Raw genomic sequence first — 19,651 nt, forward strand, 5'->3', positions numbered from 1 at the left:
TTCCACTACGAAATCAAATTCCAGGAGAAAACACAATGGCTGCCAAGGACGTGAAATTCTCGCGTGACGCACGCGAAGGCATCCTCCGGGGTGTCGATATCCTCGCCAACGCCGTCAAGGTCACGCTGGGCCCCAAGGGCCGCAACGTCGTGATCGAGAAGAGCTTCGGCTCGCCGCGCATCACCAAGGACGGCGTCACCGTCGCCAAGGAAATCGAACTGTCCGACCGGTTCGAGAACATGGGCGCGCAGATGATCAAGGAAGTCGCATCGAAGGCGAACGACGCCGCCGGTGACGGCACCACCACCGCCACCGTGCTCGCGCAGTCGATCGTGACCGAGGGCATGAAGTCGGTTTCGGCCGGCATGAACCCGATGGATCTCAAGCGCGGCATTGATCTCGCCGTGACCAAGGTCGTCGCCGATCTCAAGAGCCGTTCCAAGGACGTCTCGGGTTCCGCCGAAATCGCCCAGGTCGGGATCATCTCGGCCAATGGCGACCGCGAAGTCGGCGAGAAGATCGCCGAGGCGATGGAGAAGGTCGGCAAGGAAGGCGTGATCACCGTCGACGAGAGCAAGGGCCTCGAATTCGAGCTCGAGACCGTCGAAGGCATGCAGTTCGACCGCGGCTATCTCAGCCCCTACTTCATCACCAACCCCGAGAAGATGTCGGTCGAGCTCGACAACCCCTACATCCTGATCTTCGAGAAGAAGCTCGCCAATCTCCAGGCGATGCTGCCGATCCTCGAAGCGGCGGTCCAGTCGGGTCGTCCGCTGCTGATCATCGCGGAAGACATCGAAGGCGAGGCCCTGGCCACGCTGGTGGTCAACAAGCTGCGCGGCGGCCTCAAGGTCGCAGCGGTCAAGGCTCCCGGGTTCGGCGATCGTCGCAAGGCGATGCTGCAGGACATCGCGATCCTGACCAAGGGCGAGATGATCTCCGAGGACCTCGGTATCAAGCTCGAGAACGTCACGCTGGGCATGCTCGGCGAAGCCAAGCGCGTCACCATCGACAAGGACAACACCACCATCGTCGACGGCGCCGGTGACGAGGCCGACATCAAGGCCCGCGTCAACGAGATCCGCACCCAGATCGACAACACCTCGAGCGATTACGACAAGGAGAAGCTCCAGGAGCGTCTTGCCAAGCTCGCTGGCGGTGTTGCGGTCATCAAGGTCGGTGGCGCTACCGAGGTCGAGGTCAAGGAACGCAAGGACCGTGTCGACGACGCGCTCCACGCGACCCGCGCCGCGGTCGAAGAAGGCATCGTCCCGGGCGGCGGTACCGCACTGCTCTATGCCGCCAAGGCGCTCGACGGTCTCGAAGGCGAGAACGACGACCAGACCCGCGGCATCGACATTGTCCGCCGTGCGCTGCAGGCTCCGATCCGTCAGATCGCCGAGAACGCCGGTCACGACGGTGCGGTGGTCGCGGGCAAGCTCAACGACGGCAACGACCAGTCGATGGGCTTCAACGCGCAGACCGACACCTACGAGAACCTGGTCAAGGCCGGCGTGATCGACCCGACCAAGGTCGTCCGCATCGCGCTGCAGGACGCCGCCTCTGTGGCCGGCCTGCTGATCACCACCGAAGCGGCCATCGCCGACAAGCCCGAAGACAAGTCCTCGGGCGGCGGCATGCCCGACATGGGCGGCATGGGCGGCGGCATGGGCTTCTAGGCCAGCCGAAGCCTGCGCTCCCGCCCCGGCGGGATTGCACGAGAAACAAGGCCCGGCGGGAGCGATCCTGCCGGGCCTTTTTCACGCGCTGCGCCAGCGCCGACAAGGGCTGTGGCCGAAAACCGACACCGAGCGTTCGCTGCTTGTAATACCCCTGATGGGTATCTAGGTCACACCCATGAAACTTCAGCCCATGATATCGCCGCAGTTCACCCGCCGCTCGCTGCTCGGATCCGCCGGTCTGCTGGCGGGCGCCGGGCTGATGATCCCCGCCTGGGCGCGCGGTGCCTCGCTCAGCCATGCGCGCAACGGCTTCGGCGAGTTGTCGGGCGAGGTGATCGACCTGTCGATTGCCGATCACCATTTCACCACCGGCGGCCGGAGCGGCCACGCGATCGCGGTCAACGGCACCGTCCCCGGCCCGCTGATCCGGCTGCGCGAGGGCCAGAACGTCCGGCTCAACGTGACCAATGGCCTGACCGAAGACAGCTCGATCCACTGGCACGGGTTGCTGCTGCCATTCCAGTTCGACGGCGTGCCCGGCGTAAGTTTTCCCGGGATCAAGCCCGGCGAGACCTTCACCTATGAATTCCCGATCCGCCAGAACGGCACCTATTGGTGGCACAGCCATTCGGGGCTGCAGGAACAGGCCGGTCACTACGGCCCGATCGTGATCGAGAGCGCGGAGCCCGATCCGCGCTACGATCGCGACTATGTGGTGTTGCTGAGCGAATTCTCGCCGCTCCATCCGCATGAAATCGCGCGCAAACTGAAAGTCGGCGAGCACTATTTCAACCGACAGATGCTGACCGCGACCGAGGGCGAGATGCCGGGCGAGGAACGCCGGATGTGGGCCGAAATGCGGATGAACCCGCGCGATATCGCCGATGTCACCGGCTCCACCTACACCTATCTGATCAACGGCCACGGCCCGGCGGACGCGCTGGAATATCTCTTCACCCCCGGCGAGCGAATCCGGCTGCGGATCATCAACGGTTCGGCCATGTCGTTCTTCAATGTCCGCATCCCCGGCGTGCCGATGACGGTGATCGCCGCCGACGGGCAGGAAGTGGCGGAGGTCGAGGTGGACGAGTTCCAGATCGGTACCGCCGAGACCTACGACGTGATCGTGACGCCCGGCCCTGGCAGCCACGCGCTGGTCGCCGAAGCGATGGACCGCTCGGGCATGGGCGTCGCCAGCCTGACCTCGCACCCCGGCCACCGTGCCACGCCGCCGCCTCTGCGCCAGACTCCGACGCTCACTATGGCCGATATGGGCATGGGCCATTCGATGGAAAGTGGGGCGGCGGAGAGCGCCGCGATGGATCATGGCGGCGTCGACCATGCCGCCATGGGGCACGATATGGGCGGCGCTGAGACGGGCGCGGGATCCGGTGCAGCGATGGATCATTCCATGCGCGACCTCTCGAAACTGCCGCCCGATGTGAAGACCGGCCCCGGCATCGATATGGTCAGCCCCATGCCGATGGACCGGATGGGTTTCCCCGGCCTCGGGCTCGACAATGTCGACCACCGGGTGCTGCGCTACACCGATCTGGCGGCCAAGACCGCCAATCCGCACCGCATGCCCGAACGGCAGATGGAGATCCATCTGACCGGCAATATGGAGCGCTATATGTGGTCCTTCGACGGGAAAAAGTTCTCCGCGGTGACCGACGATCCGATCCGCTTCGCCTTCGACGAACGGGTGCGCGTGAAGCTGGTCAACGACACGATGATGGCGCATCCGATCCATCTGCACGGCCATTTCTTCGAACTGGTCAACGGCGCAGGGATGATGAACCAGCCGCTCAAGCACACGGTGATCGTCCAACCGGGCGGTACCGCCACTTTCGACCTGACCGCCAACGAGCCGGGCGACTGGGCCTTCCACTGCCACCTGCTCTACCACATGCACGCCGGCATGATGCAGACCGTCACCGTCCGTCCCTTTCCCGACCGGGGGCCCGACCGGGTGACGGGAGCATGATTGTGCGCGCGACATATCTCGCCCTGGGATTGGCTCTGTGGGTTCAGCCGCTGGCGGCACAGGACCACTCGGATCATTCCGGCCACGAGACCCCGCCAGCGCAGGTCGAACCGACCGACCATTCGCAGCACCAAGCGCCTCCCACCAGGTCGCCCGCCGCACCGACGCCCGAGCCACCCGCGATGGACCATTCGGCGCATGCCATGAAACCGGCCCCGGTCGCACCGCCGCCGCCCGCGGCATTCGAGGGCCCGCGCCATGCCGCCGACGCCATCTTCGGCGAGCGGGTGATGGCCGAGGCCCGCGCGCAGAACCACGCGACCCATGGCGCCATGAAGACGGGCATGCTGATGATCGAGCGGCTCGAGGCGCGCGTCGCCAACGGTCATGACGCCTATCTGTGGGATCTGCAGGGCTGGTACGGCGGCGATATCGACCGGCTGGTGGTCAAATCCGAAGGCGAAGGCGCGTTCGGCGGTGTGCTCGACGATGCCGAAGTGCAAGTGCTGTGGAGCCGTGCGATCGGCCCCTATTTCGACCTGCAGGGTGGCGTGCGTCTCGATGCCGAGCCCGAACTGCGCAGCCACCTCGTCCTCGGGCTACAGGGACTCGCGCCCTATATGTGGCATGTCGATGGCGCGCTTTTCCTGTCGGATCGCGGCGATCTCACCGCGCGGATCGAGGGCGAGCACGACTGGAAGCTGACCCAGCGCCTGATCCTCCAGCCGCGCGCCGAACTCGAACTTGCGGCGCAGGACATTCCCGAGCGCGGCATCGGCGCCGGACCGACCAAGCTAGAAGCCGGGCTGCGCCTGCGCTACGAAATTGCGCGCGAGTTCGCGCCCTATGTGGGGGTGGGATATGAGGCGAAGCTGGGAGAAACAGCGGATCTGGCCCGCGCTGCTGGCGAGGACCCCGATGGACTGGCCGTGGTGATCGGACTGCGCGCCTGGTTCTGATTCCGGCCGCTTCGATCAATACAAGCCCATCGGAACGACGCCTCCGCCATGGCCTTCAACGCATGAAAAGCAGTGCCCATGCGCCGAGCACGGTCAGCGTAACAAGAATTATGCCGAAGCGAATTTGCAGCGCTCTGCGCCGGCGACGCTTCTCCGCGCTGCGGCGCTTGATTTCTTTCGTCATCTGAAGGTCATAGTGGGCCATGTCGTATTTTTACAAGTCAGCCGCTTACGGTCAAGCTGATACTCGCTGGCTGTCCATCCGACCCGATGAGCGGGATCAGGACGGGCGCAAAGAACTCGCCGACAACAACTCGTCGCATCAGGGCGCATCGGTCTGCGACGATGGCGGGACGACGCTGGCGCCACCGGGTACATTGCCATCGGTGGCCATCGGATCGATGCAAACCCGCGCGAGCAGCGGGCGGTGGTCCGAGCCGACGCTTTCGCCGATCTCGAGGCTTTCCACCTTCACCCCGTCCCTGATGAAAATCTGGTCGAGCGGCCAGCCCAGCGCAAGCATGTCAGCCGGGAAACTGGCGAAGCTACCGCGACCGGCGCGCGGATCGAAATAGCCGCCCTCGCGGACGAAGCCCCGCGTCGTGCTCGACCACGGCACATCGTTGAAATCGCCGATGGCGAGCACATTGCCAAGCCCGTCGGGAGTCTGCGCTCCGGCACGGGCGATATTGGCGTCGCGTGTTTCGGTGGTCTGGCCAGGCAGTGGCGGGCGAGGATGCAGTCCGATCACTTCGAACCGAGCCCCGTCGTCCATCCGCAAGGTGGCGTAGAGCGTCGGAGTGTCGGCACCGATGGTGTCCACCATTTGCGCCCGCTCCACCTCCAGCCGCGTCGCGAAGGCCATTCCGTATTTGTTGCCGAGCGGGCGATCGAGCCGATAGCCATAGCGCGACAATTGCGGCTCCAGCGCATCGAGCCACGCCTGATCGGTTTCCATCAGCAGCAGGATATCGGGGTCGCTCCGCTCAATCAGTACCGCGGTCTCGCCGTAGCGATCATTGGTCTGCAGGACGTTGAGAGAGAGTACGCGCGCGCAGCTCATCCCGTCGACATCGTCGGGCAGCGGCATGCTCGAACCGGCAAGGAAGGTGTAGGGCCAGATCCGCCACAGATTGATCGCGATGGTTGCGACCAGCATGGCGATCACCAGCAGGCGCCGCGGCCGGGCCAGGAACAACGCCAGCACCGCGAGCAGCGCCGCCAGATAGATCGTCGGCTCGCGGACGAAATCCAGCACTCGAACCACGCCGCGATTGGTCCCGATCAGCGAGACCAGCGTCGCGACCAACAGGATTGCGGCGAGGACGAGCAGGATCCAGCCCGCCCAGGACAGCGATTTCACCGCACGGCCTGTTCTTCCCCGGCGCATTACCCGCCTTGGCGGCTCGCCACTGCGGCTTCGACCACTTCGGCGGGCCAGGTCACCTGCGTCTGGGTCTGCGGGTTGAAGACCTCGCCTTCATATTGCGCGGCTTCGGCGGCGGCGATTTCTTCCTTCGTCAGGAATTCGCTCGGCTCGAGCGCGAAGATGTCGAGCCCGCGGCTGATCTCGGTGCCGTAGATCCGGCCCTGGTACCAATAGGCGGACCAATAGCCGCCGGTGACCAGCTGGTCGGCATCGACCGGGCCGCGATCGAAATAGGCGATCTCGAACGGGTTTTCCGCATCGGTGAAATCGATCACGCTGATGCCGCCCTGATACCAGGCCTGCACGAAGATATCGCGGCCCGGGACAGGGATGATCGAGCCATTGTGTGCGACGCAGTTTTCCATGTCGCTCTGCGGCGCGGGCAGCTTGTAGAGGCTGCGGAACTCCAGCTTGCCGTTCTCGATCTCGTAGATCGCATTGGCGCCCCAGTTCATCGGATCGCCCGCCTGGCAGCGCGGCCGCCCGCCGCCACCCCATTCATCGGTGAACAGCACCTTGGTGCCGTCGTTGTTGAAGGTAGCCGAGTGCCAATAAGCGAAACCGGAGTCGACGACATCGTCGATCCGCACCGGCTTGAGCGGATCGGAAATGTCGAGGATGATGCCATTGCCCGAACAGGCGCCGGCGGCGAGCTGCTTGGCGGGGAAGACGGTGATGTCGTGGCACTGGTCGGTTTCGCGGGTATCCTGCGTCCCGTCGCCATGATCGCCGCCGCGCCACAGACCGGAGATCTGGCCCTCGGCGGCGAAGATGCGCGGGCGATCGACCACGCGCGCGGCGGAAGGATTGGCCACCGGGATCTCGATCACGTCGATGCTGAACATCGCAGTGCGATTGTCGCCCGGCGCATCGATGCAGCCAGCCAGCTCGTCTTCCTCGCGCACATAGGATGTGCCCGAATTGTAGAGCACGATGCGGTCGGCATCGGCCGAAACGATCGAATGGGTGTGGCTGCCGCGGCAGGTCTGCACCTGGCCGACCTGCATCGGCCGGGCGGGGTTGGAAATGTCGAAGACGCGGATACCGCGGAAGCGCTCCTCGCTGACCCGGTCGGCCACACCCTGCAGCCCGCAATCCACGCGCGCGCGGCTGTCCTGCACGCTCATCACCAGCAGGTCGCCGACGATCGAGACATCGCCCTGCCCGCCGGGGCAGACGGTCGAGCTGACGAGCTGCGGCACGCCGTCCTCACCCAGCCGATAGGCGTTGAAGCCGTGGTAATTGCCCGCCACCAGCAAATCGCCAGAAAAGGCCATGTCGGTGTTGGCGAAGGACAATAGCGAGCCACGCTGGCCGAAGCGGGGTTCTTCTTCCTCGTCGCCGTCGCGCGTGTCCGCCTTTGCTTCTTCGGCCTTCGCGTCCTCGTCTTCATCCTCGAGGATCGCGGGCTGGAGCTGCGCCGGGTTTTGCGGATCGAAGAAACCGGCGGGCTTGGGCATCGCACTCACCAGCCGCAAATTGCTGATCGCCTCGCCCGCATCACGGAAGCCCGCCGCGAGCGTCGCGCGCGGATCGGTGGAGAGCCCCGCGGCGACCTCGTTCATCCGCTCGATCTCGGTCTTCTGGTCGCTGACGACATCGTTGGAGAATTCGAACATGACCGGATCGTAGGCGGTGCCCGGCTGGTCGTGGAGCTGTTCGACCATCTCGATCGCGCCCATGTGGTGGGCGATCATCAATTGCAGGAACTGGCGGTCGAATTCGGTCCCGTTGGCAGCCGCCAGTGCTTCCATCTGCGCGGGCGTCGCCATGCCCTTCATCAGCGAATGGCCGGCGTGCATGTCCGCTCCCGGTGCCATGCCGTGTTCGGCGTGGTTGCCCATGGTCATCGCCATGGCAGCCTTCTCGGCCTGACCGCGCGTCGCCAGCCAGTCGCGCATGAACTCGATCTCGTCCGCCTGGCTGGCATCGATCCGGCCCGCGATGGCAACGATATCCTCGTTGTTGGTCCGGCCCTCGACCAGCGCGGCCATGGCGACCGCCTGCGCGTGGTGGACCGTCATATCCTGCATGAAGCGGACATCGCCCGGCGCATAGCTGGTGTCCGAGAGCTGCAGCGCTTCCTCCGCGCCGATCACCCGGCTCTGCTCGCCCGGCGCGCCGGGCAGCACGATCGGCGCGTCCTGCGCGAAAGCGAAGGTCGATGTGCCGAGCAGCAGCGTGGCGCCGATGGCGCGGGCGAGGGTCGATGTCATGCGTGTCTCTCCGAAATCCCGAAATTCAGTCGGCGCCATCGTCGTCAATCGGGCGCAGGGGTCAAGTCAAATCGGGGCGGAGCGACGCCGCCGGTCTAGTCGAAAGCGACCTTGGTCGATCCGCTCTGCACTGCGCGGGCAAGCGCGCGCGCATCCCAATTGGTCAGCCGGACGCAGCCATGGCTGGCGGTCTTGGCGATCGAGGAGGGGTCGCTGGTGCCGTGGATGCCGTAGCCATCCTTGCCCAGATCGATCCACACCCCGCCGATCGGGTTGTTGGGGCCGGGCGGGATAACCAGAGCTTCGTCGCCACCCCAATCCTGGCTGCCGGGGGCGAAGGTGTAGTTCGCCTCCATAGCGATGGCGCTGACCTCCATCGTGCCCGAGGGCGAGGGGAATTCGGAACTGCCCACGGTCGCGGGGAAGGTCGCGAGCAACGTGTCGCTGGCATCATAGGCGCGCACTTCGCTGGCGGATTTGTCGATTGCGATCCGCGCGACCGTGCCTTCGATTTCGGCAGAACCGCCCTGAACGACGAGGATCTCGGTGCCGGCGGAGCCGAAATCCGCCTCGGGGTTGAGCACGGCGAGCATGCCCTCGCTCATGTGGAATTTCTCGGCGAGCAATTCGGAGGCGCTGGAATAGCCGATGCGATCGCGCTCCGCCATCGCCGCCATATCTGCAGGCACCGAACGAAATGTGCCCGAAACATCCTCCTGCGTCACCGTGTAGCGCGTCACCAGCGGGTCCGAACCGACCTGCTCGCGCAGCGCGGAGAGGACCTCGTCGTCGAGTTCGCCGTCGGTATCGAGCCCCTTGGCCTTCTCGAAGGCGCGCAGCGCGCGGGCGGTGTTGCCGCCGCCATAGCCATCGATGACGCCGGGCGAATGGCCCGCGCGGTCGAGCAGGATCTGTGCGGTCATGAGCAGCCTGCTCCGCTCGCCGGTGAAGGCCGCATCGGGCACCTCGGCCTCGAAACTCGCGGATGAGGATTGCTCCGCCTGGTCCTGCGCGGTCGCGGGTGCGGCTAGGGTCAGCAGCGAGACGCCGCAGGCGAGCAGAGCGGGTCGGATGATGGTGAGCATGGGTTTCCTGCGGCTGACGGGACCGAACCTCGTCCCGCGAGCATCCCCAACGGATCGTCGCGCCGGTCGGCTACACGATCAAAACCCGCACCGCGCGCCGCCGTTCCGAAACAGCGCTAGTCGAACATCCCCTTGCGAGGGCCGAGATAGCCGAACAGGTAAGCACCGACCTTGCGCATCTGGATCTCCTCCGCGCCCTCGGTGATGCGGTAGCGCCGGTGGTGGCGATAGATGTGCTCGAAGGGCTTCTCGCGGCTGTAGCCGATCCCGCCATGGACCTGCATCGCGCGGTCGGCGGCCTCGCACACCAGCCGGTTGGCCCAATAATTGCACATCGAGACCTTGTCCGAGAGCTGGCGTTCGATCTCGGCATGGCGCAGGCGGTCCATCTCCCAGGCGGTCTTGTAGATGAGCAGCCGGAGCATCTCGCATTGGGTGGCGAGCTCGACCAGCGGAAACTGGATCGCCTGATTGCGCGCCAACTCCTGGCCGAAGGGCTTGCGCTCGCGGGCGTAGCGCACGCTCTCCTCGATGCAGAACTGCGCCGCGCCGAGGCTGGATGCCGCCTGGCGGATGCGGTTCTGGTGGACGAAGCTCTGCGCCAGCGCGAGCCCGCGCCCTTCCTCGCCAAGGATCGCCGCGTCCGGCACCCACACCCCCTTGAGGAAGAACCGCGCGTGGTCGGTCGGCATATTGAAGGTCCAGACATATTCGTCGATCTCCAGCCCCTCGGCGGGGTTGGGGACGAGGAAACAGCTGATACCCTTCGCGTCGCCGGCACCGCCCGAGGTCCGCGCGAACACCGCGACATGGGTCGCGTGATGCATCCCGGTGATCCACATCTTGGCCCCGTCGATCCGCCAGCCGGACTGCCCGCCGCGCTCCTCGCGCACCGCGACGGTATCCATATGGGTGGCGTCGGAACCATGCTCGGGTTCGGTCAGCCCGAAGGCGACGCGCCGCTCGCGCGCGAAACCGCCGAGGATGAACTCCTCCTTCTGCGCCTCGGTGCCGAAGGTTTCGAACATGGCGACGAAGGGGAAGTTGCCGACGATCGAATGCTCGTTCTGGAGATCGTTGTGGAGCCCCAGCCCGCGCTGGGCGAAGCGGTCGCGGATCACCGCCATCCACAGGTTGGAACCGTCCTTGCCGCCGTATTTCCTGGGTGCCGAGAAGCGCCAGTGGCCCGCCTCGTCGGCGCGAGTAGCGGCCTCGACCAGCAATTGCTCCCATTCGCGGTTTGGCAGGCCCTGGCGGTCCCAGTCGGTGCGCGCATCTTCGCGGCGGTGGTCGAAGAAGCGGATGTTGTCGCCTTGCGCCACCAGCGGCTCGATCTCGGCGGCGATGAAGCGTTCGAGCTCGGCGTAATAATCTTCCAGTTCCTGCGGTATCGCGAAGTCCATCAAGCCTCTCCAGTCCATTGCGCCTTCGCCGATGCGAGGGCGGGGTATTTGGGAATATCGGCGGCCAGCTTGTCGAGCGCGGTGCGGCGCAGAAGCGCCAGCAGTCCGGGTTCGGCAAGGTCGCGCTCGCCCGCCAGCAGCGCCTGCGCCAGTTCGCGGTCGCCGGCCGAAACACCGGAAGCCTCTTCACGCGCGATCATGCCGAGCGCGTTGCGCGCCACCGCCAGCTGGAAGCGATCATGGCCTTCCATGCGATGCTTCACCGTGGCCAGCCATTCGGCGATGGCGGTGGCGATTTCGCCGGAAGAGGCCTCGCCGTTGCGTTCCATTGCAGGTGCTGGAGAAGGCAGTGGCCGGTCGCGTTCTACCTGCGGCGCCTCCTCTTCGAGAAGCAGCAGCAGGTCCAGTTCCTGCTCGCTGGTCCGGCGCGAAATGACCACGCGTTCGAGCATGCGGTCGTGGCCTTCGCGCCAGACCTTCGCCATCCGCAGGCAGCCCAGCGCCCACCATACCGTGCGATAGATCAGCCAATAGCGGAAGCGGTCGCGATCGACCGTCACCCCGCTTTCTTCCTCATAGGCGGCGAACCATTGCTTGAGCGATCCCAGCCCCAGCGCCGGGCGGTCGATCCGGGCGAAACGCCACACCGTCATGCAGGCGAAGGCCATATCCTCGTGGCGATCGCCCCAATGCGCCAGCTCCCAGTCGAGCACCCCGGTCAGCGCGCCATCCTGGGCGAGGATATTGCCCAGCCGGTAATCGCCATGCGCAAGCACCGGCGCGACCCGTTCGGGCAGGTGATCGCCCAGCCATTTGAGCCCCAGCGCGATGATCGGCCGATCACCGCCCGCCTCGTCGAACTGGATGCGCAAGCCTTCGAGCGCCTCGGCATAATTCATTTCGGGAATATCCGCAGGCAGCGCGGACCTGTCGAGCGCATGGATTCGCGCAAGGTCGCGCGCGCATTGCGCCAGCAGTTCGCCGGGGCGGTCCATCGCCAGGATCGCCCCGGGATCGGGCGTGCCGGGCAAGGCGCGCATCACGAAACCGCTGCCGATCGCGTCTTCCGGCTCAAGCTCGACCACCACTTCGGGCGCGGTCACTCCCGCGCCAAAAGCCGTTCGGATGATCGCCGCCTCGGTATCGTGGCCAAAGGGCCGGTCCGCCATGAAGGCGAGGCTGGGCGCGCGGCGCAGCACATAGGCACCCTCGCCCGATTCGAACCGCCAACTCTCCATCGTGGCGCCGCCGGTCAACCGGGTCAGCTCCCCGGGCGGCGGCAGCCCGACGCGTGCCAGCGCCCGCGCGAGCCCTGCGCGCAATTCCCCGCTGTCAGATGTCCCTCCCATCGCCAGCACTGTCGCACCGGTGTGGATTTCGCTCAAGCCCCGGAGCAAACTGCGATGCGGCGCGTTAGAGAACGATAGCAAAAACCATGAAGGAGATGCCCATGAAACTACCGCACAAGGCCCATGTTGCCCTGGTCGACGGAAAGACCTTCACCGTGATGCGCAACGGCGGAAACCCGTTCGAACCCAAGCTCGAAGGCGCGACCAAGCCCGATCTTTCCGCCACCAATTACAGCGCCGGGGTGCGGCATCAGGACGATGGCGGTCGCGAGAAAGGCACCAGCACCCAGCTGGACGAACTGGCCCATGCGGCAGCCGCCACCGAATGGATCAACGCCAAGTCGATCGCCGGCGAGATCGACAATGTGCTGATCATCGCCGATCCCAAATCGCTGGGCGAAATGCGGCGCCACTATCACAGCGAGCTCAAGCAGCGGCTGGTCGGCGAGATCGACAAGACCCTGACCGGAGAAACCACCGATCGCATCGAACAGGCGATCACCGCCGCCTGATCGTTCTTCCACAAGCATTCCGGGCCGGGGCCCGTCGATTGCGTTAGCGTCGACTGGTTCCCGGCCCGCGTAATCTTCTATCGCTTCGGCGACACTTGTCGTCGCAATTCAGCTTGTTGCACGATCGATAAGCGCGTTAAGTATCTGCCAACCTAAGACATGATAGGTAGGGCGCATGCGGATCAGAACATTAGCTACCACCATCGGGGCCGCACTGCTGGGAATGGCAGCGCCCGCCCTTGCCAACTCCAATTCGGCCGAATCATCGCCGCTCGAAGCGACTTTCGACGCGACTTTGGGAACGCAGGTTCGCCCGCTTCCGAGTTACCAGGCGGTCTACGAAACCGGGTTCGAGCGGCGAATTGCCGAACTCGCGGATGGCAGCAACGGCCGTATCGGCGTGGCGGCGATCGACCTCACCACCGGACAGCAAATCGCCATTCTGGGTGACCAGCGCTTTCCGCTGGCCAGCACCAGCAAGATCGCCATCGCGGCCACCTTCCTCGAAGGCGTCGAGCAGGGGCGCTGGAGCCTGACCAGCGAATTCCCGCTGCTGTGGGCGCGCAAATCGGCACGCTTTTCCTCCCCCGTCGCTCCGGTGAGCGAAGGCAAGCACATGAAGGCGATCGACCTGATCGAGATCATGATCAGCCGCTCGAGCAATCCCGCCACCGATGCGCTGCTGCGCGTGGTGGGCGGGCCCGATGCGGTCAATTCCTGGATGCGTCGCAACGGCATGACCGAATTCAGCATCGATCGCGACATCGCCACGTTGGTGCGTGATGATGGCGAATACGATCCCGCGCACCATATCGACCGCCGCGACAGCGCGACCCCGGGCGAAATGGTCGAACTGCTGACCGGATTGTACCAGGGCAAGTTCCTCGGCGCCGAAAGCCGGCGCGTCGTCCTGGGCGCAATGAGCCGCACCCGCACCGGCACGCGCCGGATTCCGGCGATGATGCCCGCCAGCGTGCGGGTCAGCCACAAGACCGGGTCGCTCAACAACACTTCGAGCGATGTCGGTTTTCTCGAGATGCCCGACGGGCGCACCGTGGCGCTGGCGATCTATGTCACCGGTCAGGGTTCGCGCCCCGCGCGCGAGGCCAAGATTGCGGCGATCGCCCGCGCAATCCACGATGGCTATGATGCCCGTGCGCAGGTCTGGACCAACGCGCAATACGGCGGTCAATAAGACCCGGCGCTCGCGGGTTCTACAGACCGACAAACGAAAAGGGCGGCACCTCGCGGTGCCGCCCTTCGTTTCAATCCGCAAAGGGGATCGAATTAGTCAACCTGAGCTTCGGTGACGGTTTCGTCCTGAAGTTCGGCTTCGGCTTCGGCAGCGACGGCGTCGGCTTCGGCAGTAACTTCTTCAGCGCCGGCTTCCATTTCGGTGCCCATCGCGTCCATGTTGGTTTCGGTGTCAGCCACGGCGCTTTCGGTGGTGACTTCGGCGCTGTCTTCGGTTGCTTCCGAGCAAGCGGCGAGGGTCAGAGCGGCGGCCGAAGCGGCGGCGACGAGAGCGATCTTACGCATAGATGAAATCCTTGATCAGTGAGTTCTGAGCGGGCCTTTCTGGGGCACCGCGCGAGGCCTCAATGTGGCCTCACAATGTCCAAATAATGGCGACAATGTGACCGTGCAAGCGAAATCGACTCATTTGGCCTCATTCTGCCGCATTTTTGCCTTATTTCCCTTTCTCAAACCGCTCCCCAATCCCGCGACCCGCTGCTAGACCCCGCCGAATGTCAGCAAAGCAGCATCTCTATCTGGTCGACGGGTCGGCCTATATCTTCCGGGCGTATCACCGCCTCCCGCCGCTCACCGATCCGCAGGGGACCCCGGTGGGCGCGGTCTATGGCTACACCACCATGCTGTGGAAGCTCGCCGACGATCTCGACCGCGCCGACGGGCCCACTCATCTGGCGGTGATCCTCGACAAGGACAGCAAGTCGTTCCGCAACGAGATCTACCCCGAATACAAGGCCAACCGCCCCGAACCGCCCGAGGACCTGCGCCCGCAATTCCCGCTGATCCGCGATGCCACCCGCGCCTTCAGCCTGCCCTGCATCGAGGAACAGGGGCTCGAGGCGGACGATCTCATCGCCTCCTACGCCCGCGCGGCGCAGGCGCAGGGATGGGATGTCACCATCGTCTCCTCGGACAAGGATCTGATGCAGCTGGTCGGTGAGCGCGATGGCGCCAGGATCGACATGCTCGACACGATGAAGAGCCAGCGGATCTACATCGAGGAGGTCGAGGCCAAATTCGGCGTCGCACCCGAACTGGTGGGCGACGTGCTCGCGCTGATGGGCGATTCGGTCGACAATATTCCCGGCATCTACGGCGTCGGCCCCAAGACCGCGAGCAAACTCATCGCCGAACACGGTTCGCTCACCGCCGCGCTCGATTCGGCGGATGGGATGAAGACCTCCAAGCTTAAGGAGCGGCTGATCGAGCACCGCGGCGATGCGGAGATGAGCCGGGTGCTGGTGACGCTCAAGGAGGATTGCACGCTTCCCCAGCCGCTCGACGAGTTCAAGCTCGACGGCGTGCCCCCCGAACCGCTGGCGGTGTTTCTCGAGAAGCACGGCTTCACCAGCCTGCTGCGCCGACTCGGCGCAGGCAGCGGCAGCCCGGATCGGCCCAACAATCTCGACCGCGAAAAGGCGCAAACCGCCGGGGCGCAGGGCGATGTCGAGGGCAACCGACAGCCGCCGCCCGAGCTGCCGGAGCTCGACCGCTCGACCTATGCCACCGTGACCACCCGCGCGCAGCTCGACGAGTGGATCCACCGCGCCTTCGCCGCGCGGACCATCGCGGTCGACACCGAGACCAGCAGCCTCGACGCGATCCAGGCCGATCTGGTCGGGGTCAGCCTCGCGCTCGGCCCCAACGACGCCTGCTACATCCCGCTCGGCCATGGCGGCAGCGACATGTTCGCCGAGCGCCCCGAGCAGATCGACCGCGCCGAAGCCCTCGCCGCTCTCAAGCCGCTGCTCGAAAGCGATGCGGTGCTGAAAATCTTTCAGAACGCCAAATACGATCTCAACGTGCTGGCGAAACACGATATCGCGGTGGCACCGATCGACGACACGATGGTCGTAAGCTTCGCGCTCGACGCCGGGCGCTCCGAACAGGGCATCGGAGGCGGCCACGGGATGGACGAGCTGGCCGACCGCCACCTCGGCCACAAATGCCTCACCTTCAAGGAGCTGTGCGGCACCGGCAAGAAGGCGATCCCCTTTGGCGAGGTCCCACTCGACAAGGCGACCCAATACGCCGCCGAGGATGCCGACGTCACCTGGCGCCTCCACCGCCTGCTCAAGCCGCGGCTCGCAGTAGAAGGCGGGACCAAGATCTACGAGCGGGTCGACCGCCCCCTGATTCCAGTGGTCGCGCGCATGGAGCGGCGCGGTATCAAGGTCGATCGCGCGCAGCTGTCGCGATTGTCGGATGAATTCGCCGGCGAGACCGCGCGGCTCGAGGGTGAGATCCACACGCTCGCGGGCCGCGAATTCGCGGTCGGCAGCCCCAAGCAGCTTGGCGACGTGCTGTTCGAGGAGCTGGGCCATCGGGGCGGGCGCAAGGGCAAGAGCGGGCAGTATTCGACCGATCAGGCGGTGCTCGAGCGGCTCTCGGGCGAAGGCGCTCCCATCGCCGCAAAGGTGCTCGAATGGCGCCAGCTGGCCAAGCTCAAATCGACCTATACCGATGCGCTGCAGCAAGCGATCAACCCCGATACGGGCCGCGTCCACACCAGCTACAGCCTGGTGGGCGCGCAGACCGGGCGGCTGTCCTCGACCGATCCGAACCTGCAGAACATCCCGATCCGCACCGCGATCGGGCGGCAGATCCGCGAGGCCTTCGTGCCCGCGGAGGGCCATGTGCTGCTCGCCGCCGACTATTCGCAGATCGAACTGCGGCTGGCCGCGCATATGGCCGATGTCGGCGCGCTGAAGGAGGCCTTCGCCGCGGGCGAGGACATCCACAACCGCACCGCGCTCGAAATGTTCGGCAGCGTCGATCGCGAGACCCGCGCGCGTGCCAAGACGATCAATTTCGCGATCCTCTACGGCATCTCGCGCTGGGGCCTGGCCGGACGGCTGGGAGTCGAGCCCGACGAGGCGCAGGCGATGATCGACACCTATTTCCTGCGCTTCCCGGGAATCCAGCGCTACATCCTCGAAACGCTCGAGCAGGTGCGCGGCTGCGGCTATTCGGAGACGCTGTTCGGTCGCAAGACCTGGTTCCCGCGCATCAATTCCAAGAACCAGGCCGAGCGCCAGGGCAGCGAGCGCGCCGCGATCAATGCGCCGATCCAGGGCACCAGCGCCGATATCATCAAGCGCGCAATGGTCCGCATGGACCCGGCGCTGGAAGCAGCCGGGCTGGGCAAGGTCCGCATGCTGCTGCAGGTCCACGACGAACTGGTGTTCGAAGTGCCCGAGGGCGATGTCGCAGCCGCATCTCCGGTGATCGAACGAGTGATGGCCGAAGCCGCGCTGCCCTCGGTCGAACTGTCTGTACCGCTGGGAATCGATATCGGCAGCGGCATGAGCTGGGATGCCGCGCATTGAAACGCTATCTTTCCTTTATCAGCCGGGAGCGCACCTTCCGCTGGGTCAATGTCGCGCTGCTCGCAATCACCGCAGCGGCGATGTTCGGGCTGATCTTCTCGGTCTATCAGACCGTCGAGAGCGAGCGCGAGGAGCGCGAGCAGGTCCGCATGACCAACGAGGTGCTGACCGATCTGCGCAGCGTCAGCCAGGCGGTGCTCAACGCAGAGACCGGGCAGCGCGGCTATCTGATCACGCTCGATCGTCGCTATCTGGAATCCTACCTCGCCGGGCGCGAGCAGATCGATCCCGCGCTCAACCGGCTCGAAGCCTCGCTGTCGTTCGGGGCGACCGCACGACAGGAGGAATTGTTCGACCGGATCGAGACGATGGCGGGGGCCAAGTTCGCCGAGCTCGATTCCTCCGTCAGGCTGCTCGACAACGGCCGGCTGATCGATGCCCGCCGCGCCGTGCTGACCGACGAGGGGCACGAGACGATGGCGCGGCTGCGCCGGGCGATCAACGAGATGGAGCGGATCGAGCTTGAACTGCTCGCACTCGCGACCGCAGAGACCGCGCGCGCCGAGGCCCGGGTCCTGCCGCTGCTGGGCGGGCTTGTACTGCTGCTGATCCTCGCGATGGTCTCAACCGCGCGGCTGGTGGCGCGCACCGCGCGAGCCGAGGCCGAAGCGGCGCAGGCGACGGCGCTTGGCGAGGCGCGCGACCGCGCCGACCTGCTGGCGCGCGAGCTCAACCACCGGGTCAAGAACCTGTTCGCGGTGGTGCTGGCGATCGTCCAGCTGAGCGCGCGCGACAAGCCCGAGGCCAAGCCGGTGACCGATGCCATCGGCGAGCGCATCCGCGCGCTGCTGACCGCGCATGAGGTCTCTCAGGGTGAGCTCGACCGGCCGGTGGCCTCGCTGCGGGCGCTGGTCGAGACCTCGCTCGCGCCCTACCGCTCCGAACGACTGCAGGCCACGATAGAGGGCGAGGAGATCATGCTCCCCGCGGCGCAGGTCACCCCGCTGGGGCTGGTTCTGCACGAGCTGACCACCAATGCGGTGAAATACGGCGCCTGGTCGCAGGGCGGCACGATCGAGGTGCGCTGGCAGCGTGAGGGAAGTGAAGTACAGATGGTATGGCGCGAACGCGGCGTCACCCTCGAACAGCAGCCCGAGCGGCGCGGCTTCGGCAGCATGCTCATGATCAGCGCCGCGCGCCAGTTCGGCGGATCGCTCGATCGCAACTTCCACGCCGACGGGCTCGAGGTCGTGATCGTGCTTCCGCTCAAGGACTAGCGCGTTGCGCCCGGTTGTCTTCCGCAGCTCTGGAGGTTAGGCGCGGCACCATGTTCGAACGCTACGATCCGCGCAATTGGGACCTCTCCTGGGAGCCCGTGATCCACACCGCGATTGCGATCGGCGTACCCGTGCTGATCGCGCTGGTTCTCCACGCCGTCCTGTTCAAGATGCTGCGGCGTATCGCGCGCATGTCGAGCACCTGGCTCGACGATGTCATCCTCGACACGGTGCGCCGGCCGATGCGCTGGGCAATGGTCGGCTGGGCCATCTCGATCGCCGTGCATAGCGACGCAGAGATCGGCGGCGGATGGGAAATGGCGATGAGCTATGTCGCCCCCGCGCTGATGGGCTGGGTGCTCTTTGCGCTGGTCAAGGGCGTCGCCGCCGGGCTCGAGCGCGAAGCCGAGGATGCCGAGGATCCGGTGGCGATGCGGACACGACGCACGCGTATTGCGATCCTCAGCCGCACGGTCGGTTTCGCGATCATCCTGATCACTATCTCGCTGATCATGCTCAACATCCCCGGCGTGCGCGATATCGGGGTGACGTTGATGGCCTCCGCCGGTCTGGCCGCCCTGGCGGTCGGTGCGGCCGCGCAGCCGGCGCTCAAATCGCTGATCGCGGGCCTGCAAATGGCGCTGACCCAGCCACTCAGGCTTGGCGATATGGTCAAGGTCGATGGCGAGGTCGGGCGCGTCGAAGAGATCCGCATGAGCTTCGTCACGGTGCGCAGCTGGGACGAACGGGTGCTGGTGGTGCCGACCGCGCGCTTCCTCGACGAAAGCTTCGAGAACTGGTCGCGGGTGAGCGAGCGGCTGACGGGGCCTGTCTATCTCCATCTCGATCCGGCGACAGAGGTCCAGCCGATCCGCGAGGAGTTCGAGCGCTTCGTCACGGCGCACGACCTGTTCGACGGGCGCAATCTGGCGCTGCTGATGACCGAGGCGCATCCCGAAAGCATGGAACTGCGGCTGTCGGTCAGCGCCGCCAGCATCGGCGATCTATGGAACCTGCGTTGCGCCACGCGCGAGCACATGGTCTCCTGGCTGCAGAAGAACATGCCCGATGCGCTGATCCGCCACCGGCTCGAAGTCCAGGCCGCGAACGAACGCACCCAGGGCTAGTGGGCGACGGGTGGGCGGGACCTCGCCCCTGCCCGGCGCTGC

The 19,651-nt window shown here is 65.6% G+C and carries 15 protein-coding genes; 8 read left to right on the forward strand and 7 right to left on the reverse strand.

What is annotated here, in order from left to right:
- Positions 1-35: 35 nt before the first annotated feature.
- The 3 genes from groL (at position 36) to ACWIKC_RS11990 (ending at position 4,628) form a co-directional block, all read left to right on the forward strand.
- Positions 36-1,679: a chaperonin GroEL gene (gene groL, locus ACWIKC_RS11980; RefSeq protein WP_454597724.1), complete on the forward strand. Its 1,644-nt coding sequence runs from the start codon at positions 36-38 to the stop codon at positions 1,677-1,679.
- A 178-nt stretch (positions 1,680-1,857) separates the two neighbouring features.
- The gene (locus tag ACWIKC_RS11985; protein ID WP_454597725.1) at positions 1,858-3,669 is read left to right on the forward strand and encodes a copper resistance system multicopper oxidase; all 1,812 of its coding nucleotides are present in this window, start codon (positions 1,858-1,860) and stop codon (positions 3,667-3,669) included.
- Positions 3,666-4,628, forward strand: a complete 963-nt coding sequence (locus ACWIKC_RS11990) for a copper resistance protein B (RefSeq protein WP_454597726.1) — start codon at positions 3,666-3,668, stop codon at positions 4,626-4,628. The genes ACWIKC_RS11985 and ACWIKC_RS11990 overlap by 4 nt, the downstream gene beginning before the upstream one ends.
- 55 nt (positions 4,629-4,683) lie before the next feature.
- On the opposite strand, the gene ACWIKC_RS11995 is transcribed toward ACWIKC_RS11990, so the two are convergent.
- The 6 genes from ACWIKC_RS11995 to ACWIKC_RS12020 all read right to left on the reverse strand — a co-directional run bounded on the left by ACWIKC_RS11995 (position 4,684) and on the right by ACWIKC_RS12020 (position 12,146).
- Positions 4,684-4,812 carry a hypothetical protein gene (locus tag ACWIKC_RS11995; RefSeq protein WP_454597727.1) on the reverse strand — a complete coding sequence of 43 codons (129 nt, stop codon included), beginning with the start codon at positions 4,810-4,812 and terminating at the stop codon, positions 4,684-4,686.
- A 138-nt stretch (positions 4,813-4,950) separates the two neighbouring features.
- Positions 4,951-5,991: an endonuclease/exonuclease/phosphatase family protein gene (locus ACWIKC_RS12000; RefSeq protein WP_454597728.1), complete on the reverse strand. Its 1,041-nt coding sequence runs from the start codon at positions 5,989-5,991 to the stop codon at positions 4,951-4,953.
- Positions 5,992-6,017: 26 nt separating this feature from the next.
- Complete coding sequence (locus ACWIKC_RS12005) at positions 6,018-8,273, reverse strand: DUF305 domain-containing protein (protein WP_454597729.1); 2,256 nt, start codon at positions 8,271-8,273, stop codon at positions 6,018-6,020.
- Between the two features lie 95 nt (positions 8,274-8,368).
- On the reverse strand, positions 8,369-9,358 hold the full coding sequence (locus ACWIKC_RS12010; protein WP_454597730.1) for a L,D-transpeptidase family protein: 990 nt from the start codon (positions 9,356-9,358) through the stop codon (positions 8,369-8,371).
- Positions 9,359-9,474: 116 nt separating this feature from the next.
- Positions 9,475-10,761 carry an acyl-CoA dehydrogenase family protein gene (locus ACWIKC_RS12015; RefSeq protein WP_454597731.1) on the reverse strand — a complete coding sequence of 429 codons (1,287 nt, stop codon included), beginning with the start codon at positions 10,759-10,761 and terminating at the stop codon, positions 9,475-9,477.
- Positions 10,761-12,146, reverse strand: a complete 1,386-nt coding sequence (locus ACWIKC_RS12020) for a phosphotransferase (RefSeq protein WP_454597732.1) — start codon at positions 12,144-12,146, stop codon at positions 10,761-10,763. Before ACWIKC_RS12020 ends, ACWIKC_RS12015 begins: the two co-directional genes overlap by 1 nt.
- Before the next feature lie 65 nt (positions 12,147-12,211).
- Between ACWIKC_RS12020 and ACWIKC_RS12025 the strand changes: the two genes are divergently transcribed.
- Both ACWIKC_RS12025 and ACWIKC_RS12030 read left to right on the forward strand, forming a co-directional pair.
- Positions 12,212-12,622, forward strand: a complete 411-nt coding sequence (locus ACWIKC_RS12025) for a baeRF12 domain-containing protein (RefSeq protein ID WP_454597733.1) — start codon at positions 12,212-12,214, stop codon at positions 12,620-12,622.
- Between the two features lie 175 nt (positions 12,623-12,797).
- The gene (locus tag ACWIKC_RS12030; protein WP_454597734.1) at positions 12,798-13,817 is read left to right on the forward strand and encodes a serine hydrolase; all 1,020 of its coding nucleotides are present in this window, start codon (positions 12,798-12,800) and stop codon (positions 13,815-13,817) included.
- A 92-nt stretch (positions 13,818-13,909) separates the two neighbouring features.
- Here the strand turns inward: ACWIKC_RS12030 and ACWIKC_RS12035 are convergent, their stop codons facing one another.
- Positions 13,910-14,161: a hypothetical protein gene (locus ACWIKC_RS12035; RefSeq protein ID WP_454597735.1), complete on the reverse strand. Its 252-nt coding sequence runs from the start codon at positions 14,159-14,161 to the stop codon at positions 13,910-13,912.
- 209 nt (positions 14,162-14,370) lie between these two features.
- On the opposite strand from ACWIKC_RS12035, the gene polA reads away from it, so the two are divergent.
- Genes polA through ACWIKC_RS12050 form a run of 3 tightly spaced genes read left to right on the forward strand, consistent with a single transcriptional unit; the run spans position 14,371 to position 19,609 of the window.
- Positions 14,371-17,205, forward strand: a complete 2,835-nt coding sequence (polA, locus tag ACWIKC_RS12040) for a DNA polymerase I (RefSeq protein WP_454597736.1) — start codon at positions 14,371-14,373, stop codon at positions 17,203-17,205.
- Positions 17,202-18,482: a CHASE3 domain-containing protein gene (locus tag ACWIKC_RS12045; RefSeq protein WP_454597737.1), complete on the forward strand. Its 1,281-nt coding sequence runs from the start codon at positions 17,202-17,204 to the stop codon at positions 18,480-18,482. The genes polA and ACWIKC_RS12045 overlap by 4 nt, the downstream gene beginning before the upstream one ends.
- 50 nt (positions 18,483-18,532) lie before the next feature.
- Positions 18,533-19,609: a mechanosensitive ion channel family protein gene (locus tag ACWIKC_RS12050; RefSeq protein ID WP_454597738.1), complete on the forward strand. Its 1,077-nt coding sequence runs from the start codon at positions 18,533-18,535 to the stop codon at positions 19,607-19,609.
- Positions 19,610-19,651 lie beyond the last annotated feature (42 nt).

The sequence above is a fragment of the Qipengyuania sp. SM2507 genome, assembly GCF_053714505.1.